Consider the following 26,407-nt stretch of genomic DNA (forward strand, 5'->3'; position numbering starts at 1 on the left):
TCAGCCTTATGCTATAATCCTCACGGTATGATATAATCGTGAGACAAGCGGGACAACATAAGGATGAGTAAGAAGCCTCCCCCCACCCTGTGGGAAATCGTGGGGCCAGTGGGAGGATTGGGGTTCACAATCGCAGTCCCCATCGCTGTAGGTGCTATCCTTGGTCACTACCTGGATGGCGTATTACGTACCGCACCGTTGTGTATACTTCTCGGGCTGCTGCTTGGCCTGATTACGGGAATATACGGCGCGTACCGTTTATTTAAAATCTTCTTCTCAAGCATGAGATAGACGGCGTCGACGTTGACAGACCGGGCCACGCAGAGCACGATTCGGATGGAGGATATTGAGTGCTCTGGAAATTTCCTGAGGTATCCCTGGCGCCAGAGGTCATATGGAATCCAGGCGGTATCTTTCCAATTACCAATACATTACTGTGCACCTGGATCACCATTCTCGCTCTGGTTGCCTTTTTCTACTTCGGCACACGCAATGCATCGCTGATCCCCTCGGGCTTTCAGAACTTCGTTGAGTGGATCGTTGAATTTCTCGTGAATCTGGTCAACGGTGTGGTTGGCTCGCGGAAAGACAAAGCGTCGCGCTTCTTCCCGTGGGTCGCCTCTTTCTTTATCTTCATTCTTTGCGCCAACCTGATGGATGTCCTGCCGGGCATCGACACCATTGGCAATCTCAAGGGAGAGGAGATCGCTCACCTCGGAGGCAACTGCGCACCGGTTCTGGGCTTTCTGCCTTCGTGTCAGCCGCTCTCGTTGGGGCCGATTCACTTCCTCTTTGGCAACATTTCTAACCTGATCATCCCCTGGTTCCGTCCACCGACCACCGATCTCAATCTGACGGTGGCGATGGCCCTGCTCTCAGTGGGGGCGACCCAGTTTTTCGGCTTCTACCATCTGGGTGCCAAAGAGCACCTGTCGAAGTACTTCAATTTCCGAGCACTACGCAAAGGCCCGATGGGTCTCATCGATGTCGTCGTCGGGCTGCTGGAGATCATCTCCGAAGCTGCGCGTATCATTTCCTTCTCCTTCCGTCTCTTTGGCAATATCTTCGCCGGTAGCCTTGTGCTGGCCGCGTTCGCTTTCATCCTGCCATTCGTCGCCGCGATCATCTTCATTCCCTTTGAAATCTTTGTCGCGGTGATGCAGGCGCTGATCTTCTCCCTGCTGACCCTGGTCTTCATGGAGATCGGCACCACCAGTCACGAGGCTCATGAAGAGCACCTTGTCGAAGAGGAGCAGAAGGTACTACAAGGGGAGAAGGCCGCCGCGTAGTGCCTGCACCTCGCCGTCTGCGAGCCTCCCTCAGCCACCTGGTCGGGGAGGTTCTCTTGTGAGCGCGCCCGCCCGATTGCTCTGAGTGCAGCGGGCTCACTCTGGCGCGGGTGCAGAGCAGGCAGGGCGAGGAAAGCCCCGCTTGTCCGCCGTGAGCCGGCCGCCGAGCCTGCCCTTAGCCGGCTGGCCGCCTCTGGCAGCAAGCCGGGCGCTCTTGAATGGCTTGCTACCGTCCAATTCATACCTGTTTTCTGTGCCCGCTTAACAACGACAACAACCAACCAATCAACCCAACAACAAACAGGAACGAACCAACGAAGCTTTGTCCTTAAAGGAGGATATTCGACTATGCAGCAGCTAGCTGTCGCATTGGCTATCGGTCTGGGGGCCATTGGCCCGGGTCTGGGGATCGGAATCGCCGCCGGCCAGGCGGCCTCGGCCATCGGGCGCAACCCCGAGGCGGAGCCGCAGATCCGCATTAATATGATCCTGGGTCTGGTCTTCGCCGAGGCCATCGCCATTTACGCGCTGGTCATCGCCATCCTGCTCCAGTTCGTGAAGTAAGCCAGCCGGCCTGCAGGCAGGAAGAGACGAGGACCAGGGGAGCGCGTGTGCGCACCTACGCCGTTGCTCGACGCCGGGCCAGCGCTTCGGTCAGGGCCAGCCAGGGCAGGGAGCAGTTCCCTCCCCGAGGCCAGGGCCTGCCTATTTAGAATGCGCGGCTTTGTGGCCCCGTTCGCCGAAGCAGGCGCCCGGCGCCGTCCATCGGCTCCTGCCGGACCGGTGCCTGGCTCGCCCCTGGTCGTCGCAGCGCCTGCCAGCCCAGCACATGCAGAGTGTACCTGATGACGCGGGTATGTTCGTCCATTGTCAGTCAAGGTAGTTGCCCCAATCCGCAGGGAGAAGACGCCTGCTCAGACCAGGAGAGAGCAGGGGAGCCGAGGCTCCTCAGGATGTCTCCGATCAGCTCATCCGCTGACATGCCCGCGCCTGCGGCACGAACCGAACGCCTTGAAGAAAAAAGGAGGGGGTCGGCGTGACTTTGATTCTCGCAGCGAGTCCGCTGGAGGGCCTGGGTATCAATACCTTCGCCTTCCTCTCGCAGCTCGTTAGCTTCATCATCGTTCTGATTCTTCTGCGCAAGTGGGCCTTGCCCACCGTCCAGCGCATGCTAGATAGACGCGCCGCGCTTATTCGTGAGGGTATCGAGAATGCCGAACGGGCGCGCGAGGAGCTGAAGAATGCCACCGCCCGCGCGGAGCAGCTTCTAGCCGAGGCGCGCCGCGAGGCCCAGGAGGTCATCGCCAGCGCCCAGCGAGCCGCCGAGCGCGAGGCGCGCCGCATTGAGGAGGAGGCCCTGGCGCGTGCCCGTCAGATCGAGCAGCAGCAAGTCGAGCGTATTCGCCAGGAGGCCGCGCGCGCCCGTGCCGACTTGAGCCGTCTGGTGGTCAATCTCTCTATTGCCGCTGCCAGTAAGGTGATCAGTAAATCCGTCGATAGCAGTGATAATCGCCGCCTGGTCGAGGAGTTCGTGAACGCCAGCCAGGCTACGAAGGGACAGTAATGCTTAAGGGAGCGATCGCACGCCGCTACGCTGAAGCTATCTTCAATATCGCGCGGCAGCAGCAGACGATCGATCGCACCCTCAACGAGGTGCGCTCAATCGCCGGGCTGTTCGCCCAGCGCAAGATGGCCTTTCTGCTGAGCGAGCCGAAAATTCCCCTCGCGCGCAAGGAGCAGGCGCTGCGCCAGGCGCTTGCGTCGCGGGTCTTGCCAACGTCGCTTCACCTCGCATTGCTGGTAGTCCAGCGTAATCTGGTCGAGTTGATGCCGAATATTGCGCGCGAACTCGAACAGCTCGTGCTCCAGTATAAGAACCAGGCAATCGCTGAGGTGATCACGGCGGCGCCACTCGACGAGGCCGCGCTTCAGCGCGTGAAGCAGGCGTTAGAACGAAGAACCGGCAAAGAGATTATTCTGCGAACGAAAGTCGATCCGGAGATCCTGGGTGGGATCATCGCCCGCGTCGGCGATGAGGTCATCGATGCCAGTGTCCAGCATCGGCTGGCAACACTCCAGCAGCGCCTGCTGCAGGAGACCGCCGCCCATAGCTCCGAGCTGCTGGGATCGCTGGAGCTGCCCGCCGCCCTGGCAACGGTCAACGATCCCCCCGCTCAGGACCGCCCAGAGCCGACGCGCACTCAGTAGGAGTGGGTGAGTGAGTGAGTGAGTCGTTCCTGCCCCCGCTCCAGCCAGGCAGATAGGCAGGCAGACCCGTCGGCTCGCAGACAGCGCCGGCTGGCAGCCAGACTGGCTCTCTCGTACGCCTTCGCTCGCTCGCTCGTTGGCTGGCCGGCTGGCTGACCGCCTTGCTCTTTTGTTTGTTCATTCGCTTGCTTCTTGTTCGTCAGTTGCTGAATCTGGACTTTAGCGCTTTGCCCATCGCTCGCTCTCGCCCGTAACGGGCCGGCTGCCCTGTCCAGTGGTCTGCCTTGCTCGCCGCTGCCCGCCATCGGCCTATCTGACTGAGGTCGGCAGACCGGCAGAGGAGAGCAGGCCCGACACCGGGCTGAACTGGCTTGCAGGCCGGGATTCAACAGGCGGTTTGGTTTGACGCGCCTGCATGCAGCTACCTTTGTTCCGGCTGGCTGGCCTCTATGGCGAGGAGAGACTACCTGAGGAGGAAAGACGATGGCATCGTGGGCAGATGAAATCAGTGCCATCATCGAACGTAACATTGTTGGCTTCGACCAAAGCCAGCCTGCCACGGCCAGCGTCGGGACGGTGATCGCCGTTCAGGACGGTATCGCCCGCGTCTATGGCCTGCAGGATGTGAAATATCTGGAGTTGGTGGATTTCCCCCGCACCGGGCTGAAGGGCATGGCCTTCAACCTGGAGGAGGAGACGGTCGGGATCATTATCCTCGGCGACTATACCGAGCTGCGCGAGGATGATGAGGTGCGCACGACCGGCGAAGTGATCTCGGTCCCCGTCGGCGACGCCCTGATCGGGCGCGTGGTCAATGCGCTCGGCGAGCCGATCGACAATAAGGGGCCGATCATTACCAATAAGCGGCGCCCCATCGAGCGCGTGGCCCCAGGTGTGATTACACGCCGCTCGGTGAATACGCCAGTGCAGACCGGTATCAAGGCGATCGATGCCATGATCCCCATCGGCCGCGGCCAGCGTGAGTTGATCATCGGCGACCGCCAGACCGGGAAGACGGCCATCGCCATCGATACGATCATTAATCAGAAGGGCAAAGATCTGATCTGTATCTATGTGGCCATCGGCCAGAAGAATTCTTCGGTGGCACGCACGATCGCGACCCTGGAGAAGTATGGGGCGATGGAGCATACGATCGTGGTGGTGGCCGGCGCCTCGGAGCCGGCTCCGATGAAGTATATTGCTCCTTACGCCGGCTGCGCCATCGGTGAGGAGTTCATGGAGTCGGGCCGCGATGCCCTCATCGTCTACGACGACCTGACCAAGCACGCCGAGGCTTACCGCAACATTTCGCTGATTATTCGCCGCCCGCCAGGCCGCGAGGCTTACCCGGGCGATGTCTTCTACTTGCATTCGCGTTTGCTCGAGCGCGCCGCTCGCTTGAATGAAGACTACGGCGGCGGCTCGCTGACCGCGCTGCCCATCATTGAGACGAAGGCAAACGATATCTCGGCCTACATTCCGACGAACGTCATTTCGATTACCGACGGCCAGATCTTCCTGGAGACGGACCTGTTCAACGCCGGTATCCGCCCAGCCATTAACGTCGGTATCTCGGTCTCGCGCGTGGGTAGCAGCGCCCAGACGCGCGCTATGCGCCAGGTGGCTGGCTCGTTGCGCCTGGACCTGGCCCAGTTCCGCGAGCTGGCGGCTTTCGCTCAGTTCGCGTCCGACCTCGATAAGGCTACTCGGGCCCGCATCGAGCGTGGTCAGCGCCTGACGGAGATCCTCAAGCAGAAGCAGTATCAGCCGCTTGAGGTGGAGAAGCAGGTGATGATTATCTACGCCGCGACCCAGGGCTATCTGGACGATGTGCCGCTGGAGCTGATCCAGGAGTGGGAGGCCGCTTTCCACCGCTATATGGAGGCCAACCATCCGGAGATCGGCCAGGAGATCATCGAGAAGTCGGTCAAGCAGCGTAACAACATGTCCGATGATCTGCTGGCACGTCTGCGAGCCGCTATCGAGGAGTTCAAGAAGACCGCCGCTCCGCAGCCGCAGAAGGCTCAAGCAGCAGCTAGCTAGCTAGGAGGCGGAGAGAGCTATGCCATCAACCCGCGAGATTCGGCGACGCATCAGGACGGTAAAGAACATTGCGCAGATCACGCGCACCTTCCAGATGATCGCCAGCAGCCGCATGCGGCGCGCCCAGGAGCGCGTGCAGCGGGCGCGCCCTTATGCGGAGCAGATTCGGGAGCTGGTTTCTCGCCTGGCTACGGTGGCCGGCGAGGATCTGGGCAACGAGGTGGCCTTGCTGCGCAGCCGCCCAGTGAGGCGCGTCGGCATCATTGTGATCTCGCCTAACCGCGGCTTCTGCGGCGCCCTGCCGAGCAACATTAACCGTAAGGCGGCCTCAACGGCTCTGGAGGTGCAGGAGGCGGCTCAGCAGGCCGAGGGGCAGCGTCCGGGCGTCTCGTTCGTGGCCATTGGGCGCAAGGGACGCGATTTCATCGTCCGGACCCAGCAGCACCTGCTGGCGGAGTTCACCCAGCTGAGCGATAACCCGTCGATGAACGATGCTTCGGCGGTGGCTCAGGTGGCGATGGACGCCTTCCTGGCCGGCGAGGTGGATGTGGTCTATCTGGTCTACGCTCGCTTTGTGAGTACGACCTCTCAGCAGCCGGTGGCGGTCCAGTTGCTGCCGGTGCAGCCTCCCCAGAGCGAGGGCAGCAACGAGCGTCAGCGCATCGACTATATCTACGAGCCGGACCCGCGGGCGATCTTCGAGGCCCTGCTCCCGCGCTACGTGGATATCCAGGTCTATCTGGCGCTGCTTGAGGCACGGGCCAGCGAGGAGTCGGCGCGTATGGTGGCGATGAAGAACGCGACCGATAACGCGAATGAGCTGGTCGATGATCTGACGCTGGCTTACAATAAGGCACGCCAGGCCAGCATTACAACGCAGATTCTTGAGGTGGTGGCCGGCGCTGGCGAGCTGTAGCTGTCCGCCGGCGTCATGGGCCGCGCTGGCTCGGAGAGAGCGAGAGTCGGTCAGGATGGCCCTTACGGTCCGGTCCGCCTCATCGCTGGCTCGCCAGGGCCGGCCTGGCCCACATGATAAGAGTTTATAAGGCAAATGAACGCTGAACGGAAGCGCAATTGCCGGCTGGCTTACTTGCTCGCCTTGCAAGCCATCACTCGCAGCGGAGAGGCAAGCAAGCTGAGTAGGCAGCGAGCTTGTTGAGGCTTCCGCAGGAGGCGAAGAGATACATGACGACAAAGACACTTGCTAAGGGGAGGGTTGTTCAGGTGCTCGGGGCCGTAGTCGACGTGGAATTTCCCCCCGAGCAGCTGCCCCCTATCTATAATGAGCTTGTAGTTCGCCCCGCAGGCTCCGATCAGGAGCTATCGCTGGAGGTGGAACAGCACCTGGGCAATAACTGGGTGCGGTGCGTGGCGATGGGACCGACCGATGGCCTGCAGCGCGGCCTGGAGGTCATTGACCGTGGCCAGCCTATCTCGGTCCCCGTTGGCCCTAAGACGTTGGGACGCATCTTCAACGTGCTCGGTCAGCCGATCGACAATAAGCCCCCTGTCACCGACGCTCCGCGCCTGCCGATCCACCGCTCCGCCCCAAGCCTGGAGGAGCAGGCCAAGGAGGTACAGGTCTTTGAGACTGGCCTCAAGGTGATCGATCTGATCTGTCCTTTCATGCGCGGCGGTAAGGTCGGAGCCTTTGGCGGTGCGGGCGTGGGCAAGACGGTGATCATCCAGGAGCTGATCAATAACGTGGCCAAGGCCCATGGTGGCTATAGCGTCTTCGCTGGCGTCGGCGAGCGCACGCGCGAGGGGAACGACCTCTACCACGAGATGCAGGAAGCCGGGGTGATCGATCGTCTGACGATGGTCTTCGGTCAGATGAATGAGCCGCCCGGAGCCCGCCTGCGAGTGGCGCTGACCGGCCTGACGATCGCGGAGTACTTCCGCGATGAGGAGGGCAAGGATGTGCTGCTCTTCATCGATAATATCTTCCGCTTTACTCAGGCCGGCTCTGAGGTCTCGGCTCTCCTTGGTCGGATGCCTTCAGCGGTGGGCTACCAGCCAAACCTGGCGGAGGAGATGGGCGAGCTGCAGGAGCGCATCACTTCTACAACGCGCGGCTCGATTACGTCGATGCAGGCGGTCTATGTGCCGGCGGACGACTATACCGATCCGGCGCCGGCGACAACCTTCGCTCACCTGGATTCGACTATCGTGTTGGACCGGGCGATCTTCGAGCAGGCGATTTTCCCAGCGGTCGATCCTCTGGCCTCGACGAGCCGCGTGCTGGATCCGCAGTTTGTGGGCCAGGAGCACTACGATACGGCCCGCGGCGTGCAGCGCGTGCTGCAGCGCTATAAGGATCTGCAGGATATCATCGCTATCATGGGTGTCGACGAGCTGTCCGAAGAGGATAAGCTGATCGTGGCACGCGCCCGCAAGATTCAGCGCTTCTGCTCGCAGCCGATGTTTGTGGCCGAGGTCTTCACGGGCCGCCCGGGGAAGTACGTGCCGCTGAAGGAGACGGTGCGCGGCTTTAAGGGCATCCTGGAGGGCAAGTACGATCATATCCGCGAGGAGCATTTCTACATGGCGGGTACGATCGATGAGGTGATCGAGCGTCACGAGCGCGAGCAGAGGTCACTCTAACATGGCTGGAAGACTGCATGTCGAGGTGGTGACCGCCGAGCGGGCGCTCTACAGCGGCGAGGCGGACCAGGTGAATGCACCAGGTACGGAGGGCCGCCTGGGGATTCTGCCACGTCATGCCCCGCTGTTGGCTGTGCTGGCTCCGGGCGAGTTGCTCATCCGTCTGGGAGAGGCCGAGGAGCCGATCTTCGTCTCCGGTGGCTTTTTAGAGGTGTTCGAGAATCAGGTGACGGTGCTGGCCGATGCCGCTGAGCACGCGGAGGAGATCGACGAGGCCCGCGCTCAGGAGGCGCGTCGCCGGGCCATCGAGCGCCTGGAGCAGGCTCAGACGGATGCCGAGCGCGCCGAGCTACAGGCGGCTCTGGAGCGGGCGGTGAGCCGCCTGCGCGTGGCCGAATTGGCGCGTCGCCGCCATACACGGCGTATTCGCCAGAGCATGGGCGAGGAAGAGTAGCTCGCCCGCCTGTCTGGCTCTCGGAAAGACTGGCTCCCCGAGCTGGCGTCCGCTCTTTTGAGCGAGGTGCGCAAGTCTCCTTCAGTGCTCTGTCAGAAGCAGGGAGGGGGGCCGCTCAGTTCAGGGTAAGGTTTCCTGGCCTTTAGTCTTGAAAAGAGCAAGGGAGGGCGCCGATCGATCGGCGCCCTCCCTTTCATCTGTCTCGGCTGGTCGCCTGGCCCACCTTACGGGAAGACCGTCGACGAGGCCGGAGCGCTAGAAGCTGCCGCCATCGCCGCCGCCAAAGTCACCACCTCCACCGAAGTCTCCTCCGGCGCCTCCACCAAAGTCTCCTCCGCCGCCAAAGTCGCCACCTCCCATGCCAGGATCGCCAACAAAGCCGCCTTCTTCGTGATGCTTGGCTTCTTCTTCGCCGGCCATTTTGCCCAGCTCATAGCCGATCAGGCCGCCACCGAGGGCTCCGAGACCACCGGCAGCCCAGGGATTCATGCCTCCTCCCTGGTTAGGCGGGTAGTAGTTGGGCGGATAGCCACCCTGCTGATAGGGATAGCCACCGGCTGGCGGCACCGGTTCGTAGGGGACATTGCTGCGACTCCACCCCCAACCCTGACCTGAGCGCCGGCGGACGACTGCAAAGATGATCCCTCCAATGATCAGCACCAGCAAACCAAGGCAGCAGAGGGTACCCAGCCCCCCCGAAAGCAAGCCCCCAGCTCCCGAGGGCGCCGCCGATGAGCCGCCCTCTCCGCTGCGCGCGGCCAACGACTCCTCTAGCGAGCGGATGGCCGCTAGCGTGGCTCCAGTATAGTCACCGTTGTTGTAATTGTCTTTGAAGGCATTATAGGCATCTTCTGCAGCGCTTCTGGACAGCGGCACCTGTGAGCCTGACTTAATGTACATCCAGTGATGGACCGTGTCGATGGCGATCACGATCAGGCGCGAGTTGGTGACGTGGCTCTGGGTGCGCGCCTCAAAGTCAGATTGACTGCCCGTAAAGGAATTGGTCGTATAGATAGCCAGGGGGTAGGGGAGCTTGGCCCCCTCACTCTGAACGCGCCCCTTATCAAGGACGCCAGCGCCGTCGCTGATGGTCACACTCGCGGCCAGAGCCCCAAGGCTTGTCAGCATCGCCAGCAAGCCAGCAAGTATCAGCGCCAGAACTGGCTTCCACACTCTTGATCTGTTCGATCTGTAAATGCAGGCGCCTGGTGCAGAAGGCCCAGTTGGCTGTTCTTCAGCCATCTGCCCGGCGGAGGATGCTCGTACAAGGCTCATAACAATCTTTCCCCTCCTCTTTTTGCCCTATCATGCCGCACTCTGTTGCTCCATGCCACGCTATTTATACGGATGGGCAGACGGCCGGGTTGACAGGGTCCAGAAGACTTCTGAGAGGAGCGTCGCCCCCGCCTTACAGAGGCCCTTTTAGCCGCTGCCTCCCGCCCGACCTCCATTGTCAAACCTACCGCCGTCTCCACTACCGCCAAGCCCACCGTCACTTCTCTCTCCGCAACTCTTGCTCCTGTCACTACAGGGGCCAGTCCCAGACAAGGTGGCAGCGCCGAAGTCTTCCTCGCAAGGCCAGGCTGAAGCAACAGAGACCATCTTGACGGTGGGCGCGACATGGTCTGGTCTACATGGTTCTGCTCTTGAAGCGTACAGGATGGAGAGAGCTTCCCGCTATAGTGATGAACGAATAGCACAGTCCTCTTTCAAAGGGCTGTAGCTGCCAGGGCTATACTGGATAGCTGGCAGGGACCTCACGGGCGGGTGAGCTGGCTGAATAGCTGGATGAGTCGGGTAGGAAGGTTCACTCCCAAGAAGAGCTGTCCACATGATGGGTGCTTCCGAGAAGGAGAAGGAGTCAGTCCGACCAGGACTGCTATGGCTGTCATGCTGCAGGGCATGGCAGCCTGCACTCTCTCGGGTTCGGCCAAAGGTGGCATCAGCACCGGGGACGGCGAGGAGCCTGCATGGTTTGTCCAGGAGGGAGCTGAGCCGTTGGTTTCTGCAAGACAGGGCAGCCTTCCCCAGGTAGCGGGAAGCTGCCTCAGCCCTCATACCCTGGGACGCTGCCCTCAAAAGCTACCACCCGCTCCCCCACCGCTATCTCCTCCAAAGCTACCTCCACTGCTCCCTCCAAAGCCGCTATCTCCTCCAAAGCTACCCCCACTGCTCCCTCCAAAGCCGCTATCTCCCCCAAAGCTACTTCCGCTGCTCCCTCCAAAGCCGCTATCTCCCCCAAAGCTACCTCCGCTGCTCCCTCCAAAGCTGTCCCCGCCGCTCGTCCAGGGGGTTCCAGCCCAGAAAAGATTGCTATATCTCTGACGATCAATATTACGGTAAGCGCTACGCCTTCGCGTGCTCTCTACTCCGCTCGCAGAGGCAAAAACAGAACATATAAACACGACAATCATAGCGCAAGGGAAGCACAAGGGAAAGGCCACCCGGCTCCAATCAAAGCTTTGAGCAGGGCTACTGACCCCTTCTTCTCCAGATACCTGGGACGATGGGGTCTCCGTCAGGCTCGCCTCCCCAGATCCAGATGCCTGAGCCGATGAGGTCTCCGTCAGGCTCGCCTCCAATGAGCGGATAGCCGCCAGGGTAGCTCCCGTATAGTCTCCGTTGTGATAGTTCTCCTTGAAGGCATTGTACGCCTCCTCCGCCTCACTATCCGAAAGCGGCACTTCCTCCCCCGCCTCAATATAGACCCAGCGATGAACCGTATCAATGGCCAGCACAATCAGTCTCCCCTCGCTCACCTTCCCACGCGCATAACCCTCAAAGTCCTCCTGACTACCACTAAAGGCATTGGTCGTATAGATAGCCAGCGGATAGGCCAGTTTGGCTCCCTCCCTCTGGATACGCCCCTGATCAAGGACCCCTGCCCCATCGCTGATGGTCACATCCGCTGCCAAAGCCACCCCCTCCCCCACGAGAAGCAGCCCCAGACCCATCAGCAGCCCCAGCAGCCCCAGCAGCCCCCCAGCAAGCAGACCTGGCAGCCAGGTCAGCCGATCCGATCCCTCTGACCGGCTCCCGTCTGGCCGCCGCGGCACTAATCCTGACATGCTCTTCTCCTACAGGCACTTGACGATTAAGAGTCTCCTCTCTAAGAAAAACGCCTCACCTCCTACATTTTCATCGCTCCATCTTGGAGATCTTCTCGCTATGGAAGAGGCAGCCGAGAATAGAACACTTTCCTCCAGTAAGGAGCTGAGCTTGCTCCTTCCATGTCCAAAGGCCTCTTATTCATGTGCCTGCAGAAGAGACCGCTCAGAACCCTAACAGATGCGGGGCAGTGGATCACCAACCAGCATATCAAGCACGCGCATCCCACCAATTTCAGTGCGCAAAAAGACGATACCTGCAGGATCAGCCTGTACGCTACCTATGATGGCCGCTTCCCGTCCCAGTGGATGGGCGCGCATCGCCGCCAGAGCCTGCTGGGCCACCTCGGGGGCCACCACGGCCAGCAGCTTGCCCTCGTTGGCGATGGTGAGCGGATCCAGCCCCAGGATCTCACAGGCACCGCGGACGCCTGGATGCACCGGAATGGCCTGCTCGTCGAGGCCAATGGCCACCTCGGAGGCCAGGGCCATTTCGTTGAGAGCCGTCGCCACACCACCGCGCGTGGGATCCTTCAGGCAGTGGACCCCCTCGCCAACGGCCTCGAGCAAGGCAGCGACCAGGGTATGCAGCGGCGCCGTATCGCTCTGCACGTCGGTTTCGATGTCAAGCGCCTCGCGCGCCAGCATGATGGCAATCCCGTGGTCGCCGACGCTGCCGCTCAACAGGACAACATCTCCCGGCTGCAGCGCCGTCTGGCCCAGCGGCCAGTGCGCCCGCCGCAGGCCAACACCGGCGGTGTTGATGAAGACGCCATCGCCCTTGCCGCGCTGCACCACCTTGGTGTCGCCGGTCACGATGGCCACTCCGGCCTCCTGGGCCGCCTGCTGCATGGAGGCCACGATGCGCCTCAGCTCGGCGATGGGAAAGCCTTCTTCTAAAATAAAGCTGGCCGACAGGTAGAGGGGCTGAGCTCCGGCCATTGCCAGGTCGTTGATGGTGCCATGCACAGCCAGCTTGCCGATGTCACCGCCGGCGAAGAAGAGCGGGCTGACCACGTAGGTATCGGTGGTAAAGGCTACCTGCAGCCCACTGCCATCGAGGGCGAAGACCGCAGCGTCGTCCATGCGATCGAGTAGAGGATTGGAGAAGGCCGGGGCAAAGACGCCCTCGATCAGGTTATGGGTAGCCTTGCCCCCACTGCCATGACTGAGCGTGATGTGGTCATCGCGCAAATAGAACTTGTGCCGGCGCGCTTGCCGGACACGCTCCATTTTCTGCAGGACCGCGTCGAGGCGTGCGGCCTCCTGCTCAGGGCTGGGCCTGACTTCCATCGGATGTTCCCTTCCTTCTTTCTCTTTTTCTTTTTATTTTTTACCTCTTGTACTCCACAAATAGCTTTTGCTTGCTGAAGTGAAGAGCTAGCGGCTGGCAGGCCATGCGACGACAGGGTGGCTTGATAGCCAGTAGTTGGGCCGGGCAGGACAGCCCAGCCTCTGCCCGCCCTGCGCTCCTCTGGCTTACGGCGTCTGTGAGAGACTGCGCAGGTGGTCGCGTTCGGCGGCCATCGAGAAGCGGCCATAGTTGTAGTAGGCGGCACAGGCGCCTTCCGGCGAGACCATGCAGGTGCCAATGGGGGTCTCAGGCGTGCAGGCAGTACCGAAGACTTTACACTCCCAGGGCTTGATCACGCCCTTGAGGACCTCTCCACACTGGCAGGCTTTGGGATCAGCCACACGCAGGCCCGGTACCTCATAACGCAGCTCGGCATCCCAGTCAGCGAATTCGGGGCGGAGCTTGAGGGCGCTGTGAGTGATGAAGCCCAGGCCACGCCATTCGAAGAAGGGGCGCAGCTCCATCGTGCGGGCCATCGCCTCCAGGGCGCGCACGTTCCCCTCGGGACGCACCACGCGCGTGTACTGATTCTCGACCTCGGCCCGCCCCTCGCTGATCTGCCTGACCAGCATATAGACGGCCTGAATGATGTCCAGTGGCTCAAACCCCGCAATAACGACCGGTTTGTGATGGTCGCGGGCGATGAAGGTGTAGGGGCGCATGCCGATGACCATGCTGACGTGGCCGGGACCAATGAAGCCATCCAGGCGCAGATCGGGCGAGTCGAGAATAGCTTTGATGGCTGGGATAATGGTCACATGATTGCAGAAGACGGAGAAGTTCTTGATCCCTTCCGCCCTGGCGCGCAGCAGGGTCACCGCCGTCGAGGGAGCGGTCGTCTCGAAACCGATGGCGAAGAAGACCACCTGGCGATCAGGGTACTGACGCGCCAGCTTGAGGGCATCGAGCGGCGAGTAGACAAAGCGCACGTCGGCCCCCTCGGCCTTGGCATCCAGCAGGCTCCCTCGAGAGCCAGGGACGCGCATCATATCGCCAAAGGTGGTGAAGATGACGCCGTCCATGCGGGCAATGGCAATGGCGTCGTCAATGCGGCCCATCGGCAGCACGCAGACGGGGCAACCAGGCCCATGCACCAGGTCGATGCTGCGCGGCAGGACGTCCTCGATGCCGTGCTTGTAGATGGTATGGGTATGGCCGCCGCAGACCTCCATGAACTTGAGCGGGCGCCCAGCGCTGAGGCGGGCAATCTCGGAGGCGATGCGTTTGGCCAGCTCGGGATCGCGATATTCATCGACGAACTTCATCGCTGTCAGCTCTCTCTTTCTGCGTGATCAGGAGGGTCTGCACCAGTTCGATCAGGGCATGATAGACGGTGGCCTGGGCCTCCTGGATACGCGGGATATGGTCGCCCGGCGAGACAAGGCAGAAGTCGACCGCCGCCGAGCGCCGGGTTTTGCCACCGTCGTAGCCGGCCAGGCCAATGGTGAGCAGTCCCTGTTTTTTGGCCTGCTCGAAGGCCTGCAGGACGTTGAGCGAGTTGCCGCTGGTGGAGATGCCCACCGCGATGTCGCCGGGCCGCCCGAAAGCGATAATCTGGCGCGTGAAGATATTTTCGAAGCCAACGTCGTTGCCCACCGCAGTAACGACGGCGATGTCGTTGGTCAGGGCAATGGCCGGCAGGGGACGCCAGTGAGCAAACGGCGGATGGAGCAGGTCTGTCACGAGGTCCTGGGCGTCAGTCGTGCTGCCACCATTGCCAAAGGCCAACAGGGTGGCCCCTGCGGCAAACGCCCGCGCCATCGCCTCGGCAGCCGCCAGTAGCGGCTGGCGCGAGGTGGCCAGGGTGGCCCGCCGCAGAGCGATGACCTCGCGGCACTTCTCCAGCGTAGAATGCTGGACCTGCTTGAGGACCTCTTCGAGACTGGCCTTGCCTCCCGCAAAGAGATAGGGGTAAAAGAGTCGATCGTACTCTGACCCCTCTGTATTCTGGGCCTGCTTCTCGGTCTGTTTCTCGGTCATGGGTGACTGACTCGCTTTCTGGCTTGTGTTGCCTGGCTGCGCTCAAGCAGGCGTGCCTCCTCTTCCCCTCCCGCCGCGGCAAGTCCGATCCCAGATGTCCGCCGCATCGATGGCAGGTAGCTGAGAGGAGGTGCCTCTTGCTCAGGTTCTGTCCGCGGGCTTGTCGAGCCGCTCCAGGGCAACGCCACCGTGGACGAGCAGGCAATCGCCCGGTCGGACTGTTCCCAACAGGGTCGTGTCGATCATGGCTTCAGCCAGTCCCAGGCTGACGCAGGCCATGCCCGCCTCCTCATCGACGCTGAGGACAGTCGCCACGACAGCTTCGTCTGCACAGGTGGGACAGTGCCCTTCGGGATCTGGCTGACACAGCGGTTGCCAGGGCGACCGCGCCTGTCCCTGGATAGGTTCAGATTCCGGTTTCATGACAGCAATCCCTCGTTTTCGAAAAAGACGTGCACCAGCTCCCAGAGAATGTGGTAGAGGGTCTCGTGCACCTCCTGAACGATCAGCGGATCGTCGGCGGGCACGACAAAGCAGTAATCGACGGCCTCACCCCCCAGTAGACCGCCGTCGCCACCAAGCATGGCCAGAGTGAGCAGACCCATCCGCCGCGCCTGGGCCAGGGCGGCCACGACGTTGGGGCAGCGCCCGTCTGGCGAGAAGCCAAGGGCGATATCCTGGGGGCGGGCCAGGATGCGCAGTTGCTCACTGAAGGGCATCTCGGGCCGTCCCCCGGCCATGAGACCCGTGAGCGTGGCGCTATCGTTGGTCAGAGCCAGAGCCGGCAAGGCCCGCTTGCCCACGATGACCGGGTGAACAAACTCGACCGAGACATGCTGCGCATCGCTCGCCCAGGCTCCATTGCCAAAGGCGAGCAGGCGCCCGCCCTGATGGAAGCGGCGTGCCATCGCCCAGCAGGCTTCGGCAATGCGCGGCGCCTCGCTCTCAAAGAAGGTTGCCGGCAGGCTGGTGCTGAGGGCAAACCGCCGCTCCAGAACGGCGGCAAGCCCTTCTGGGGTCTCTGCTGACATGAGGCTCGCTCCCTTCCTTGGCCGCTCACTCGATCTGGCTGGAGCGCAGAAGCTTCAGCTCATCGGTGTAGACATCGCCCATCAACTGCAGGGCCTTGAGCGTTTCACGTGCCTCCGCCTCGTCGATCTTGCTCATGGCAAAGCCGACGTGAATGAGCACCCAGTCGCCCGGGGCAATCCCCTCGGCGCGGACGAGCGCAACGCTGACGTTGCGCCTGACACCTGAGACGTCGACACGGGCAATGGAGTTGGCGTCATCGACAATTTCAAGCACTTGACCGGGAATTCCCAGACACATTGCATTGGCTCCTCTCTCTTCTCAGCACTGCTCTCGCAGCACCTGGGACGGGACACGCAAGGCGGCTCGTCCTGCGGTTGAGCTATGACGGTGCTGCCCCGAGCGGACGCTCGCTGCCCTGTCCGGCCTGGCCTCGCCCTGGCTGGTCACGCTTCGCCGGTCGGCAGGGGTCAGTCAGTGTGGGACGGCTTCGCTCTCCGCCGCCAGGCGGGCCGCAGCAACCGCCAGTTGACCCAGACTGAGGCCGCCATCGTTGGGCGGCACACGACGATTCAGGTAGACGGTGAAGCCGTTGGCCTGCAGCTCGTTGACCAGCTCTTCGAGCAGGAGGCGGTTCTGAAAGACGCCCCCGCTGAGCGCCACCTGCGAGAGGCCGCTCGCCGCCCTGATCTGCTGACAGAGATCACAGAACATGGCCGCCAGGGAGCAATGGAAGCGGCGAGCGAGGCGCGCCAGCTCCCCGCCACGCTGCAGGTCCTCGATCAGGGCGGAAAGCAGCGGGGCCACATCGATCTGGAGCGGTCCCTGACCAGAGCGCAGGATGGCGTACGGATAGGGCGGCTGGTCATCGGGCCTGGCACTGCTGGCGAGCATCTCCAGCTCGATGGCCGCCTGGCCTTCATAGCAGACCTCGTCGCGCACGCCCAGGATAGCGGCCACCGCATCGAAGAGGCGCCCAAGGCTGGAGGTCAACGGCGAGTTGAGACCTCGCGCGATCATCTGGGTGAGAATGCGCCAGGTACTGCGATCAAGACGCCGCGCGAAGGGCAGGTCGAGCGCCAGAAAGCGCTCGCCATAGGTTCTGGCCAGATAGACGGCAGCCATGCGCCAGGGCTGGCGTACCGCTTGCTCGCCCCCCGGCAGCGGCACATAGGCCAGATGAGCCAGACGCTCAAAGCCGCGCAGGTCGGCCAGGAGGATCTCGCAGCCCCAGATCGCTCCGTCGCTGCCATAGCCGGTGCCATCGGCGGCAATACCGATGACCGGACCGCTCAAGCCGTGCTCGGCCAGCACACTGGCGATGTGTGCATGATGATGCTGGACGCCAATCCGGCGCTCGATGGCGCTGTCAAGCGCGTAGCGGGTCGCCAGGTAGTCGGGATGCAGATCGTAGGCCACAGCTTCGGGCACGATGCCGAAGAGGCGCTGGAAATGGCGGATGCCTTCGCGGAAGGAGGCCAGGGTCTCCAGGTTCTCCAGATCACCGATGTGATGGCTGACAACGGCCTGCCGCCCTTTGCCCAGGCAGAAGGTGTTTTTGAGGTGCCCCCCACAGGCAAGCACCGGACAGGGCATCTCAAAGGCCAGGGGAATGGGTTCGGGGACATAGCCACGTGAGCGGCGAAAGAGCTGCTCGCCGCCGGCAGCCAGGCGAGTGACTGAGTCGTCACAGCGGATGTGGATGACCCGATTGTGGCTGAGCATGCCATCGGCAATGGCCGCCAGGCGTCGGCGGGCCTCTTCATCTCGGTAGGCAATCGGCTCCTCGCTGAGGTTGCCACTGGTCATGACCAGGACCGGCGGGCGCCCCGCTGGAACGGCCTGAGCAAAGGCATGGAGGAGCAGATGATGCAACGGCGTATAGGGGAGCATGAGACCAAGAGTCCGGTAGCCCGGCGCCACAGCCGCGGCGATAGGAGAAGCGGGCCTCTGCTCGAGCAGAACGATGGGACGGCGCGGCGACTGCAGGAGGGCCGCCTCGGCCTCGCTCACCAGGCACAGACGCTGTGCCGTCTCCAGGTCGGGCACCATGAGCGCGAAGGGCCTGGCTTCTCGATGCTTCCGTCGCCGCAGGCGCTCAACAGCGCCTGCATTGAGGGCATCGCAGGCGAGGTGATAGCCGCCCAGCCCTTTGATGGCCAGGATCGCTCCCTGAGCAAGCAGCCTTGCCGCTTGCTCGATAGGAGTCTCTTCCCCCGCTCTCCGGGCCACCAGGAGCGGGGCCTCCTCGTCCCATAGCTCTAACTGGAGGTGCGGTCCACAGGCCGGGCAGGCATTGGGCTGGGCATGGAAGCGCCGATTGGCCGGGTCTTCATACTCGGCCCGGCAGGCCGGGCACATGCTGAAGAGGCGCATGGTCGTTTTGTCGCGATCGTAGGGCACATCCTGGATAATGGTGAAGCGCGGCCCGCAATTGGTGCAATTTATAAATGGGTAGCGATAGCGACGGTCCGCCGGATCGAATAGCTCGCGCAGGCAATCGGCACAGGTGGCAGTGTCAGGCGAAACCAGCGCGCTGCGCTCGTCTGTCCGTCGGCTGTGGGCAATGACAAAGGCGGCCTCTTGTCGCGGCGGCACCTCTTCGACGGCCACGCTGGCAATGCGCGCCAGCGGTGGGGCCTCGGCCTGGAGCAGCTCGCGAAAGCGGGCCAGGGCCTCGCTCGCCCCCTCCACCTCGATGGTCACGCCCTGGCTGTCGTTGAGGACGAAGCCAGCAAGCTGCAGGCGCTGGGCCAGGCTGTAGACAAAGGGACGAAAGCCGACCCCCTGGACGATTCCCGTCACAGTGAGACGCAGGCGGTGGCGCGCTCTCATGGCGGCCCCGACTCCTGAAAGGCCCTCACTCATGACGCATGCCCCCTTGGGTGAGCGCTGCTCTCGCCGCAGCGGCAGCCTGGGCCTCCCTCCAGCTTACGCGGATGCACGACCTGCAGCAGCCAGTCACACCAGGCCTGCAGCCCCTCACCGCTGCGGCAGCTCAGCGAGAAAAGGCGCAGCTCAGGATTGACGGCCAGGGCCTGGCCGCGCACGCGCGCCAGGTCATAGTCCACATAGGGCAACAGATCCAGCTTATTGATCACCAACACCTGGGCGGCAGCGAACATCTGCGGGTACTTCGCTGGCTTCTCGTCGCCCTCGCTGGTAGAGACCACCACGGCCCGCAGGTCCTCGCCCAGGTCCCAGGCGGCAGGGCAGACCAGATTGCCAATATTCTCGATAAAGAGCAGGTCGAGTCGCTGCAGGTCGAGAGCCTCCAGCGCGTCGCGCACCATGTGCGCCTCCAGGTGACACGCTCCTCGCGTGTTAATTTGCACCACCTGAGCCCCGGCAGCCTCTATGCGCTCGGCATCCAGGCTGGTTTCAATGTCCCCCTCTATGACTCCGATAGCCACCTGTCCACGCAGCCTGGCAACGCTCCGTTCGAGCAAAGTCGTTTTGCCGGCCCCTGGGGCGCTCATGAGGTTGATACAGCGCACAGAGGCGGCCGCCAATCGGCGCCGCACATCCGCCGCAATTTCTTCATTGGCCGCCAGAATATTGCGAGCAATGGTCACTCTCGGCATAGGTGCCGCTCCTCATTCGTTGCGCTCCCGCTCCTGGCTTCCCTGCTGATCATCAGCCTCGACCTCCATATCGAGGATCTGCAGCTCGGTGCCTGAGAGAATGCGAGTGGACCAGGCGCCGCAGACGGGACAGCGTGCGAGAAAGTCCACCACAGCAAAGGCCCGGGCACATGGCTCGCACCAGGCCCGGTGAGGGGTGACCTCGATGACCAGTTGGGCCTGCTCCAGGACAGGTGAGAGCGAAGCCAGCATGGCGAAGGCCCCCTGGAGAGCCTCGGCCAGGACACCGCTGGCTTCGCCCACGCGCAGATGGACCGTTCGCACCCGTCGCAGGCCGCATTCTTCCGCCTTGGACTCTACCACCTCGATGATGCTCTGAGCGAGCGCCAGCTCATGCATCGCCTTGCAACCTTTCTCGCGCCGCAGCCCCAGCGAGGGCGACCCGCATGGTCTCCCTGCCAGCGCCCGACACTACACGCTGCGCTCCGTCGGCCGCTACATCGAGCGAATGCGTAAATATCGCTGGATATCGGGAAGTTGCTGCCTGAGCACGAGCAGCAAGAGAGCCAATACAACAGCGCTTGTGATCCACTTTGCCATTGGTGAGTACCTCCTTTCGGTCGGCAGGAGAGCGAGAGGCATAGGGACATCAGCGCCAGGCGCTCTCAGCCGGGTCTGAGCCTTGATAGAGCCGAGCGACCACCGCGTCCAGCAGCTGCAAGGCCGCTTCGACCGCCGCCTCCACTGGGGGACTGAGCCCCATCTGCAGCGCCTCCTCAGTCAGGGGCCCTGGCTCACAGCCAATCAGCAGGGTCGGAATGACCGGCGCTCCCAGAGCACGGGCGAAGGTCAGCACCCGCAGTGGATCCAGGCTATGAGCCTCCAGGCCAAGCCTCCCGGCAGCCAGATCGGCGGCCTGATCCATCTCGGGCAGCAGGGGCTTGAGCAGATAGAGCGTCCCGGGACTGCCACCACGCGGCACGGCGTCGATCAGGACGAGTGCGTCGTAGCCGTCGAGGAGGGCATAGGCCAGCTCCAGGCCACGAATCCCAAAATCAACCACCTCAACCCCTGGCGGATAGCGTCCGCGTGCTCGCTGAGCCACCACGCATCCAAAGCCATCATCGCCGAGAAAGATATTGCCAATGCCGGCCACCAGCAGGCGATGTAGTTCGTCTGGAGCCGTACCGGCCAAAGCCTCTTCGAGGGCCGACGAGGTGGCCCGCCCCTGCTCGGAGAGATCAAACCGTTCAGCACAGCTCACGCTCATAGAGACCCTCCGCTCTCCCTTTCGTCCCCGCCAAGTGGCTCTACCTCCTCGGGGAAAAAGAAGAAGCGATGGCCGGGCAGGACACGCTCATCCCACTGCTCTCGACCGGGATCATCATCGAGCGTGACCACCAGATACAGGCGGTTCTCGAAGTCCTGCTGAATGACTTCGACGCGCCCAATGCGCCCTTCCAACAGGAGATCAAAAGCATCGCTCAGATGGGCCGACTGGGTCCGCAGGCGCGCCCGTCCTGGGCAGAGCCGAACGCGCGTCCCAGCCCTCACCTGCCGACCCGCGATCGTAATTACCTCCGGTGGCGGGGAATCCTCGCCCGGGAAGGTCCAGCCACTCCCACCTGCACCGCTCATGGTTCACCCTCCTCCCGAGACAGCGAGCGCAGATCGCGTATGGTGCCGTGCAGGTGCAGAAGCTGCTCGGGCGTCATTCGCTCAATCTGCTCGAGTATGGCACGGCCGCGCGCATCGCCCTGACGGATCTGCTCTTTCTCCTCGTCGGTCAGTGTCATGATGCGCAGGGCCAGCAACTCATCGATTTCGGTGCCGTCGAAGAGGGCTGCCGGACTCTCGGGGGCAATCTGCGGATAGTCGTAGAGGATGATCGGCGCCGAGAGCAGGCTATCGCGCTGACCTGGCTCGCCGACCAGGACCGGCCAGGTGCCACTGTTGTGACAGGAGGCCGCGAACTGGCGCAGCTCTTCTGGCGGCTCAATCAGGGAGACAAAAGCGCCTCCCTCTAGCTGGAGGATGGCATGCGTCGAGACACAGGCCGAAAGCAGGGCCGCTTCTGCGCGCAGGTCAGCCGGCGCCCTCATTGGCGTGGTATTGGCCACAATGACGCGCAGCTTGAACAGCCCCTCGCGCTCGGGCAGCGCCTCAGCAGCGATCGAGACCTCACCACACAGCTCGCCCCCTTCGCGGACAATCCAGCGGGGTGCATCTGGCCTTCGGTCTCCCGGTGCTTCCTCCACCAGGCGGCGCGCCGGAAAAGCGAAGGACTGGCGCCAGGCCGCCTTGAGCAGCTCAGCCAGCGATAGCCCCGTTGCACTCACCGTGCGCTCCACCCCCTCTTCCCAACATCCCACCAGGGAAGGGTCAGCCCAGAGCAGCCCCTCCCGTGAGCGACCCCTCTCCGGCTCCATCGCTGTCTGTTCCTCCTGGCGTCTACAGCGCATCAGCTGCAGGAAGCGCACATGGACAGCGAGCCGTGGCTCGGCTCCTGCGCCGGAGCCGGAGCCGAAGCCGGCCTCAAGCAGGCACTCACACTGCAAGCACCAGGGTTCCACCGCGTCCCCCGCCTCACTGTAGGCGCGTGGATAGAGCACGCCGTAGGTCCAGCGGTGACGGTTCTTGATGGCTGACTGACGATACGGATACAGCAGATAGCCCTCGTAGAGGACCGCATCCGCAATGGCCTTAAGACCCTCCAGCTTCACGGCTTCACCTTCCCTTCTGCCGCCGCCAGCAGATGCAGGACCGTCTCATCCCAGGTTGGCAATCCGTGAGCCAGCTTGTAGGCATAGAGCCGATCGAAGACCTGGCGCTGCAGACGCAGCCAGGCACTCGCCGGATAGAAGCGCGCGATCAGCTCACGCCAGCAGCGCACCGGCAGCTCGAAGGTAGCCTCCTTCGACCAGGGGATCGGTGCGACCTGCAGGCGCCCCTCTGCCCCCTCGTAGAAGACCGTGCCGCTGAAAAGGAAGCGCAGCGGGATCGTTCCCTCCTCGCTTTCCAGGGCTGCCAGATACTTGGTACTGACTACCTCAAAATCGTAGGTACAGAGCACCGGCAGCTCCACCTCGATCTGCTCCTCGAAGGCCGGCACAACCGTTCCGACATGCGTCCAGAGCAGCGATCGCAAGGTTTCGCCCCAGCGCCATGGCTCCCCAAAGACCTCCAGGAGCAGCGCCTGAGCGGCGGGACCATACTGGCGGCGTGCGGCCTCGATCTGGATCTGGGCCCGCAAAGCCACGCTCCGCACCGGCTCAGCAGGCAGGCGGTTGCTGACCTGCAACCGAAACAGCAAGGTGGGTGCAGCAGCCGCGACCGGTACCTCGGCCCCGACCAGCGCAAAATCAAGCTCCGGCATCGTTTTCCCCCTTCCCCCGGTCCGGTGCCGTGCGTCCCGCGACCACAACCCGCTCGGCCCGCGCCCGCAGCTCCTCAAAAAAGGCAGTCAGGACACGCTCAACCTCCCTGCCACCTCCCAGGCCGCGCCAGTTGGCCCGGATCAGGCCCGTCAGACGATAGCAGGCGTCGATCGGCACCAGATAGGCATCCCGCGCCCCCCGAACGCGATTCAGCAACAGGGCCTCCACATCGGGCGCCAGCTCGGCCAGCAGCCGATAGCGAGCGACCAGCATCCGCCAGCCATCGAGAGAGAGCAAGGACTCCGTTGTCCCGGCCGGCCCAGGATAGCAGGCCACCACTCGCCCGGCTGGCGTGCTGTAGAAGAGATAGACCAGATTCACCGGCACCCCCAGCGCCTCCCACTCGCCAGCCGTCAGCTCCAGATCGCAGAGCCAGCGGTAGCGCTCGGGGATCAAGCGATAGCGCCCCTGGCCCAGGTGGGTTTCCGTACCGAAGAGCAGGGCACAGGCCCCGCAGACACAGATCACCTGGCGGCTCTCGGGCGCCAACAGATGACGATGGGCCGACAAGAGCGGCGTCCGACAAAGCTCACAACGCTCCGGAGGGCGACGCTGCGGCCTGGCTTCGCTCTGCACGAAGCGCCGCAGCGTGCCCAGAGGGAGCGCCAAAGGAGCCGGGGTCGTCTGCTGCTCGCTCTCCCCTTCCGCCCACTCAGGCCAGGCGCCCCTTCCTGGCCGCGGTCCCTCCCTCGTTCCCATCAGCCCTCACCTCCTCTGGCGCCGCCCCCAGTCCCCTGCACCGTGACCGGCGCAGGGGACCCGGCGCGCCGCCGCGGGACAAAGACCATCGGAACCGGTCTCCCTCCCTGGGGCGGCCTCTGCCCCACCGTTCCACCCGCGGCCTCTGTCCCCTCCTCAATCTCCAACCCGCTCAAATCGGGAGCCACACGATACACCGCCTCTTCGATCCTCTGCCGCAAGTACTGAAGCGAGGCGGGACAGCCGTGGCAGCTCCCAGTCAGGCGAAGAGAGAGTACCCCTTCCGCCAGGTCGACCAGTACCAGCTCGCCCCCGTGTCCCTGTACCACAGGCCGCAGCTCCTCCAGAGCCTGTTCCAGCCGGACCCTCAGCGGCACAGGGTGCAGGTCATGCAGGAGCAGCAAAGCGGCTACCAGCTCATCGCTCGCCAACAGCTCAAGCAGGTGTGTTCCAGAGGACGACCTCTGAGAGCTTTCCGCGGCGCTCAGCAGTTCCACCATGCGGCGCAGGCCCTCGCCGTAGAGCGAGAGCAACGAGCGGACCAGCTCCTCGGCCAACGCCCGCCCTCGCGCATCGGGCAGATCCTCGATCTCAGCCAGCAAGCGCTCGATCTCCTCAGCCGGATGGCGCCCCTGGCACTCCCAGGTATCGCTGCCCATAGCCTTCTCCTCCCGATCGCGCCGTCGGCCCCAGCGTGCAGCCGGAACAGGCGGCGCAAGGCAGCCCGGCGGAAGCCATGTGCCTCCTCACTGCTCCGGCAGGCGTCCGAAGGTCGGCGAATGCACGACCTCCAGCTCCTTGCCATCGCCCAGATACATGTGGACGCCACAGGGGAGGCAGGGGTCGAAGCTGCGCACCGCCCGCATGATATCGATCCCCTTAAACTTGTCGGGGCCATTCTCCTCGAAAATGGGGGTATTCTGAACCGCATCCTCGTAGGGGCCGGGCGTCCCATAGACATCGCGCACGCTGGCGTTCCACGGCGTGGGTGGATACGGATGATAGTTCGCGATCTTGCCATTCTCGATCACCAGATGGTGAGAGAGCACCCCACGCACCGCCTCATGGAAGCCGCAGCCGATGGCCTCCTTGGGGACCGTAAAATCGCTCCAGGTCCTGGTGCGTCCGGCGCGAATCTCCGCCAGAGCTTGCTCCACACAGTAGAGAGCGACCGCCGCCGCATACGCCTGGAAGTAGGAGCGTGCCCGATCGCGCTCCAGAGCATTGCTCCACTTGGGGATCTTCCACTCAAACTCGACCTCGGGCTTGAGGGCCGTCTTGGGCAGACGGATCTTCACGCTGTGCCCTGTCGCCTTAATGTAGCCTCCCAGATCGACCAGGCCGGCCAGAGCGGTCACCCACAGGCGGGCCAGCGGTCCACCGCCCGTATCCAGCGCCAGATACTGCCCCGTGCGCTTATCGTACCAGCGCGGCGACATCACCCAGCTATACTTGCCCTTGAAGTCGCGCTTCTGCGGCTTCGGAATCGTCGTCTGGTTCCAGGGATGGCGCTGATCGACGGGATTGCCTAACGGATCGCGATCGACAAAGGTGCGCTCGTTCTCCCAATCCTCGTAGTAGGAGCTGCCCAGCAGAATACGGATGCCCAGATTAATCTCGACCAGGCTCGTGGTCACCAGCTCCCCATCGACCACCACGCCCGGCGTCACGAACATCGCCCGGCCCCACTTATCCATCGTGCGATAATCGTAGTCGCAGACATCGGGGTCCTGGAACGAACCCCAGCAGCCCAGCAAAATACGACGCTGTCCCACCTTTTCATAGCCGGGCAGGGCCTGATAGAAGAAATCGAAGAGGTCATCGTGCAGCGGCACGACCTTCTTCATGAACTCGACATACTTCATCAGGCGCACCAGATAATCCGTGAAGAGCTGGACCGTCGCCACCGTACCCACGCCACCCGGATAGAGCGTCGACGGATGCACATGGCGCCCCTCCATCAGACAAAACTTCTCGCGCGTCAGGCGGCTCATCTGCAGCGCCTCGCGATAGAACTCGCCCGTGAAAGGGTTCAAGGCCCGCATAATATCGGCGATCGTGCGATAGCCGTGGTCCGCCGCATGCGGAGCCTCGGTTTTCTGAGCCAGCTCCCAGACCCCGGGATTGGTCTCGCGCACCATCTGCTCGCAGAAATCGACCCCGACCAGATTCTCCTGAAAGATGTTGTGGTCAAACATGTACTCCGCCGCCTCGCCGAGATTGAGAATCCACTCGCCCAGGGCCGGCGGCTTCACCCCATAGGCCATATTCTGGGCATAGACGGAGCAGGTCGCGTGATTGTCCCCACAGATCCCACAGATCCGGCTCGTGATGAAATGGGCATCGCGCGGGTCCTTGCCCTTCAGAAAAATGCTATAGCCGCGGAAGATCGAGGACGTGCTGTAGCACTCCACCACCTGCCGCTTCTTGAAATCGATCTTGGTATAGATCCCCAGGCTGCCAACGATGCGCGTAATCGGGTCCCAGGCCATCTCGATCACCTGGCCAGGCTCAGCCGGGGCAGCCTGACGTCGCACTTCTGTAGTCATCGTGCTCTCTCCTTTACCGAACAGGAGCAAGCAAACATTCAGACGAGCCAAACAGCGTAGGAGAGCCTCA

General features: G+C 62.8%; 28 protein-coding genes. 9 read left to right on the forward strand and 19 right to left on the reverse strand.

The window, feature by feature from the left end:
* Window positions 1-63: 63 nt before the first annotated feature.
* The 9 genes from ACFMO7_RS18180 to ACFMO7_RS18220 all read left to right on the forward strand — a co-directional run bounded on the left by ACFMO7_RS18180 (window position 64) and on the right by ACFMO7_RS18220 (window position 8,598).
* Entirely contained in the window at window positions 64-291 is a 228-nt protein-coding gene (locus tag ACFMO7_RS18180) for an AtpZ/AtpI family protein (RefSeq protein WP_376796907.1), read from the forward strand.
* 59 nt (window positions 292-350) lie between these two features.
* Complete coding sequence (gene atpB / locus ACFMO7_RS18185; protein WP_376796908.1) at window positions 351-1,289, forward strand: F0F1 ATP synthase subunit A; 939 nt, start codon at window positions 351-353, stop codon at window positions 1,287-1,289.
* A gap of 348 nt (window positions 1,290-1,637) precedes the next feature.
* Window positions 1,638-1,853 (forward strand): ATP synthase F0 subunit C, encoded by a 216-nt coding sequence (gene atpE, locus ACFMO7_RS18190; RefSeq protein WP_112429942.1) that lies wholly within the window; start codon window positions 1,638-1,640, stop codon window positions 1,851-1,853.
* Between the two features lie 472 nt (window positions 1,854-2,325).
* Entirely contained in the window at window positions 2,326-2,853 is a 528-nt protein-coding gene (gene atpF, locus ACFMO7_RS18195; RefSeq protein ID WP_376796909.1) for a F0F1 ATP synthase subunit B, read from the forward strand.
* Window positions 2,853-3,497 carry an ATP synthase F1 subunit delta gene (gene atpH, locus ACFMO7_RS18200; protein WP_376796910.1) on the forward strand — a complete coding sequence of 215 codons (645 nt, stop codon included), beginning with the start codon at window positions 2,853-2,855 and terminating at the stop codon, window positions 3,495-3,497. The genes atpF and atpH overlap by 1 nt, the downstream gene beginning before the upstream one ends.
* Before the next feature lie 483 nt (window positions 3,498-3,980).
* Window positions 3,981-5,540, forward strand: a complete 1,560-nt coding sequence (gene atpA, locus ACFMO7_RS18205; RefSeq protein ID WP_376796911.1) for a F0F1 ATP synthase subunit alpha — start codon at window positions 3,981-3,983, stop codon at window positions 5,538-5,540.
* 19 nt (window positions 5,541-5,559) lie between these two features.
* A complete protein-coding gene (atpG, locus tag ACFMO7_RS18210; protein ID WP_376796912.1) occupies window positions 5,560-6,456 on the forward strand; it encodes an ATP synthase F1 subunit gamma in 897 nt (298 codons plus the stop codon).
* 269 nt (window positions 6,457-6,725) lie between these two features.
* Window positions 6,726-8,144, forward strand: coding sequence for a F0F1 ATP synthase subunit beta (gene atpD, locus ACFMO7_RS18215; RefSeq protein ID WP_376796913.1), 1,419 nt, complete (start codon window positions 6,726-6,728; stop codon window positions 8,142-8,144).
* 1 nt (window position 8,145) lies between these two features.
* On the forward strand, window positions 8,146-8,598 hold the full coding sequence (locus ACFMO7_RS18220) for a F0F1 ATP synthase subunit epsilon (protein ID WP_376796914.1): 453 nt from the start codon (window positions 8,146-8,148) through the stop codon (window positions 8,596-8,598).
* 255 nt (window positions 8,599-8,853) lie between these two features.
* Here the strand turns inward: ACFMO7_RS18220 and ACFMO7_RS18225 are convergent, their stop codons facing one another.
* The 19 genes from ACFMO7_RS18225 to ACFMO7_RS18315 all read right to left on the reverse strand — a co-directional run bounded on the left by ACFMO7_RS18225 (window position 8,854) and on the right by ACFMO7_RS18315 (window position 26,337).
* The gene (locus tag ACFMO7_RS18225) at window positions 8,854-9,771 is read right to left on the reverse strand and encodes a hypothetical protein (RefSeq protein ID WP_376796915.1); all 918 of its coding nucleotides are present in this window, start codon (window positions 9,769-9,771) and stop codon (window positions 8,854-8,856) included.
* Window positions 9,772-10,673: 902 nt separating this feature from the next.
* A complete protein-coding gene (locus ACFMO7_RS18230) occupies window positions 10,674-11,666 on the reverse strand; it encodes a hypothetical protein (protein WP_376796916.1) in 993 nt (330 codons plus the stop codon).
* A gap of 213 nt (window positions 11,667-11,879) precedes the next feature.
* Window positions 11,880-12,998, reverse strand: a complete 1,119-nt coding sequence (hypE, locus tag ACFMO7_RS18235) for a hydrogenase expression/formation protein HypE (protein ID WP_376796917.1) — start codon at window positions 12,996-12,998, stop codon at window positions 11,880-11,882.
* A 186-nt stretch (window positions 12,999-13,184) separates the two neighbouring features.
* Window positions 13,185-14,324 carry a hydrogenase formation protein HypD gene (gene hypD, locus ACFMO7_RS18240; RefSeq protein ID WP_376796918.1) on the reverse strand — a complete coding sequence of 380 codons (1,140 nt, stop codon included), beginning with the start codon at window positions 14,322-14,324 and terminating at the stop codon, window positions 13,185-13,187.
* The gene (locus ACFMO7_RS18245) at window positions 14,308-15,039 is read right to left on the reverse strand and encodes an SIS domain-containing protein (protein WP_376796919.1); all 732 of its coding nucleotides are present in this window, start codon (window positions 15,037-15,039) and stop codon (window positions 14,308-14,310) included. The genes hypD and ACFMO7_RS18245 overlap by 17 nt, the downstream gene beginning before the upstream one ends.
* 141 nt (window positions 15,040-15,180) lie before the next feature.
* Complete coding sequence (locus tag ACFMO7_RS18250) at window positions 15,181-15,462, reverse strand: HypC/HybG/HupF family hydrogenase formation chaperone (RefSeq protein WP_376796920.1); 282 nt, start codon at window positions 15,460-15,462, stop codon at window positions 15,181-15,183.
* A complete protein-coding gene (locus ACFMO7_RS18255) occupies window positions 15,459-16,070 on the reverse strand; it encodes an SIS domain-containing protein (protein WP_376796921.1) in 612 nt (203 codons plus the stop codon). Before ACFMO7_RS18255 ends, ACFMO7_RS18250 begins: the two co-directional genes overlap by 4 nt.
* 25 nt (window positions 16,071-16,095) lie before the next feature.
* Complete coding sequence (locus tag ACFMO7_RS18260) at window positions 16,096-16,368, reverse strand: HypC/HybG/HupF family hydrogenase formation chaperone (RefSeq protein WP_376796922.1); 273 nt, start codon at window positions 16,366-16,368, stop codon at window positions 16,096-16,098.
* A gap of 174 nt (window positions 16,369-16,542) precedes the next feature.
* Complete coding sequence (gene hypF, locus ACFMO7_RS18265) at window positions 16,543-18,903, reverse strand: carbamoyltransferase HypF (RefSeq protein ID WP_376796923.1); 2,361 nt, start codon at window positions 18,901-18,903, stop codon at window positions 16,543-16,545.
* A 29-nt stretch (window positions 18,904-18,932) separates the two neighbouring features.
* The gene (gene hypB / locus ACFMO7_RS18270; protein ID WP_376796924.1) at window positions 18,933-19,652 is read right to left on the reverse strand and encodes a hydrogenase nickel incorporation protein HypB; all 720 of its coding nucleotides are present in this window, start codon (window positions 19,650-19,652) and stop codon (window positions 18,933-18,935) included.
* Between the two features lie 12 nt (window positions 19,653-19,664).
* The gene (locus ACFMO7_RS18275; protein WP_376796925.1) at window positions 19,665-20,051 is read right to left on the reverse strand and encodes a hydrogenase maturation nickel metallochaperone HypA; all 387 of its coding nucleotides are present in this window, start codon (window positions 20,049-20,051) and stop codon (window positions 19,665-19,667) included.
* Between the two features lie 96 nt (window positions 20,052-20,147).
* Window positions 20,148-20,252, reverse strand: a complete 105-nt coding sequence (locus ACFMO7_RS18280; RefSeq protein ID WP_376796926.1) for a DUF6893 family small protein — start codon at window positions 20,250-20,252, stop codon at window positions 20,148-20,150.
* Between the two features lie 49 nt (window positions 20,253-20,301).
* Window positions 20,302-20,922: a hydrogenase maturation protease gene (locus ACFMO7_RS18285; RefSeq protein ID WP_376796927.1), complete on the reverse strand. Its 621-nt coding sequence runs from the start codon at window positions 20,920-20,922 to the stop codon at window positions 20,302-20,304.
* Window positions 20,919-21,290 (reverse strand): hypothetical protein, encoded by a 372-nt coding sequence (locus ACFMO7_RS18290; RefSeq protein ID WP_376796928.1) that lies wholly within the window; start codon window positions 21,288-21,290, stop codon window positions 20,919-20,921. Before ACFMO7_RS18290 ends, ACFMO7_RS18285 begins: the two co-directional genes overlap by 4 nt.
* On the reverse strand, window positions 21,287-22,375 hold the full coding sequence (locus tag ACFMO7_RS18295; protein ID WP_376796929.1) for a hypothetical protein: 1,089 nt from the start codon (window positions 22,373-22,375) through the stop codon (window positions 21,287-21,289). The genes ACFMO7_RS18290 and ACFMO7_RS18295 overlap by 4 nt, the downstream gene beginning before the upstream one ends.
* Window positions 22,372-23,028, reverse strand: a complete 657-nt coding sequence (locus tag ACFMO7_RS18300; RefSeq protein ID WP_376796930.1) for a DUF6084 family protein — start codon at window positions 23,026-23,028, stop codon at window positions 22,372-22,374. Before ACFMO7_RS18300 ends, ACFMO7_RS18295 begins: the two co-directional genes overlap by 4 nt.
* A complete protein-coding gene (locus ACFMO7_RS18305) occupies window positions 23,015-23,788 on the reverse strand; it encodes a DUF5947 family protein (RefSeq protein ID WP_376796931.1) in 774 nt (257 codons plus the stop codon). Before ACFMO7_RS18305 ends, ACFMO7_RS18300 begins: the two co-directional genes overlap by 14 nt.
* Entirely contained in the window at window positions 23,788-24,447 is a 660-nt protein-coding gene (locus tag ACFMO7_RS18310) for a NifU family protein (RefSeq protein WP_376796932.1), read from the reverse strand. Before ACFMO7_RS18310 ends, ACFMO7_RS18305 begins: the two co-directional genes overlap by 1 nt.
* An 87-nt stretch (window positions 24,448-24,534) precedes the next feature.
* Window positions 24,535-26,337, reverse strand: coding sequence for a nickel-dependent hydrogenase large subunit (locus ACFMO7_RS18315; protein ID WP_376796933.1), 1,803 nt, complete (start codon window positions 26,335-26,337; stop codon window positions 24,535-24,537).
* Between the last annotated feature and the right edge of the window lie 70 nt (window positions 26,338-26,407).

This window comes from Thermogemmatispora sp., from assembly GCF_042408735.1.
Taxonomy (GTDB): Bacteria; Chloroflexota; Ktedonobacteria; order Ktedonobacterales; family Ktedonobacteraceae; genus Thermogemmatispora.

Bases quoted from the DNA above. Each gene is read 5' to 3' on its own strand.
- ACFMO7_RS18230 (WP_376796916.1), bottom strand. From the start codon at position 11,666: ATGTCAGGATTAGTGCCGCGGCGGCCAGACGGGAGCCGGTCAGAGGGA.
- ACFMO7_RS18285 (WP_376796927.1), bottom strand. From the start codon at position 20,922: ATGAGCGTGAGCTGTGCTGAACGGTTTGATCTCTCCGAGCAGGGGCGG.
- ACFMO7_RS18315 (WP_376796933.1), bottom strand. From the start codon at position 26,337: ATGACTACAGAAGTGCGACGTCAGGCTGCCCCGGCTGAGCCTGGCCAG.
- ACFMO7_RS18250 (WP_376796920.1), bottom strand. From the start codon at position 15,462: ATGAAACCGGAATCTGAACCTATCCAGGGACAGGCGCGGTCGCCCTGG.
- ACFMO7_RS18280 (WP_376796926.1), bottom strand. From the start codon at position 20,252: ATGGCAAAGTGGATCACAAGCGCTGTTGTATTGGCTCTCTTGCTGCTC.
- ACFMO7_RS18260 (WP_376796922.1), bottom strand. From the start codon at position 16,368: ATGTGTCTGGGAATTCCCGGTCAAGTGCTTGAAATTGTCGATGACGCC.
- ACFMO7_RS18255 (WP_376796921.1), bottom strand. From the start codon at position 16,070: ATGTCAGCAGAGACCCCAGAAGGGCTTGCCGCCGTTCTGGAGCGGCGG.
- ACFMO7_RS18305 (WP_376796931.1), bottom strand. From the start codon at position 23,788: ATGGGAACGAGGGAGGGACCGCGGCCAGGAAGGGGCGCCTGGCCTGAG.
- hypB (WP_376796924.1), bottom strand. From the start codon at position 19,652: ATGCCGAGAGTGACCATTGCTCGCAATATTCTGGCGGCCAATGAAGAA.
- ACFMO7_RS18300 (WP_376796930.1), bottom strand. From the start codon at position 23,028: ATGCCGGAGCTTGATTTTGCGCTGGTCGGGGCCGAGGTACCGGTCGCG.
- hypE (WP_376796917.1), bottom strand. From the start codon at position 12,998: ATGGAAGTCAGGCCCAGCCCTGAGCAGGAGGCCGCACGCCTCGACGCG.
- atpA (WP_376796911.1), top strand. From the start codon at position 3,981: ATGGCATCGTGGGCAGATGAAATCAGTGCCATCATCGAACGTAACATT.
- ACFMO7_RS18245 (WP_376796919.1), bottom strand. From the start codon at position 15,039: ATGACCGAGAAACAGACCGAGAAGCAGGCCCAGAATACAGAGGGGTCA.
- ACFMO7_RS18310 (WP_376796932.1), bottom strand. From the start codon at position 24,447: ATGGGCAGCGATACCTGGGAGTGCCAGGGGCGCCATCCGGCTGAGGAG.
- ACFMO7_RS18180 (WP_376796907.1), top strand. From the start codon at position 64: ATGAGTAAGAAGCCTCCCCCCACCCTGTGGGAAATCGTGGGGCCAGTG.
- atpG (WP_376796912.1), top strand. From the start codon at position 5,560: ATGCCATCAACCCGCGAGATTCGGCGACGCATCAGGACGGTAAAGAAC.
- hypD (WP_376796918.1), bottom strand. From the start codon at position 14,324: ATGAAGTTCGTCGATGAATATCGCGATCCCGAGCTGGCCAAACGCATC.
- ACFMO7_RS18290 (WP_376796928.1), bottom strand. From the start codon at position 21,290: ATGAGCGGTGCAGGTGGGAGTGGCTGGACCTTCCCGGGCGAGGATTCC.
- atpE (WP_112429942.1), top strand. From the start codon at position 1,638: ATGCAGCAGCTAGCTGTCGCATTGGCTATCGGTCTGGGGGCCATTGGC.
- ACFMO7_RS18275 (WP_376796925.1), bottom strand. From the start codon at position 20,051: ATGCATGAGCTGGCGCTCGCTCAGAGCATCATCGAGGTGGTAGAGTCC.
- atpD (WP_376796913.1), top strand. From the start codon at position 6,726: ATGACGACAAAGACACTTGCTAAGGGGAGGGTTGTTCAGGTGCTCGGG.
- atpH (WP_376796910.1), top strand. From the start codon at position 2,853: ATGCTTAAGGGAGCGATCGCACGCCGCTACGCTGAAGCTATCTTCAAT.
- ACFMO7_RS18220 (WP_376796914.1), top strand. From the start codon at position 8,146: ATGGCTGGAAGACTGCATGTCGAGGTGGTGACCGCCGAGCGGGCGCTC.
- hypF (WP_376796923.1), bottom strand. From the start codon at position 18,903: ATGAGAGCGCGCCACCGCCTGCGTCTCACTGTGACGGGAATCGTCCAG.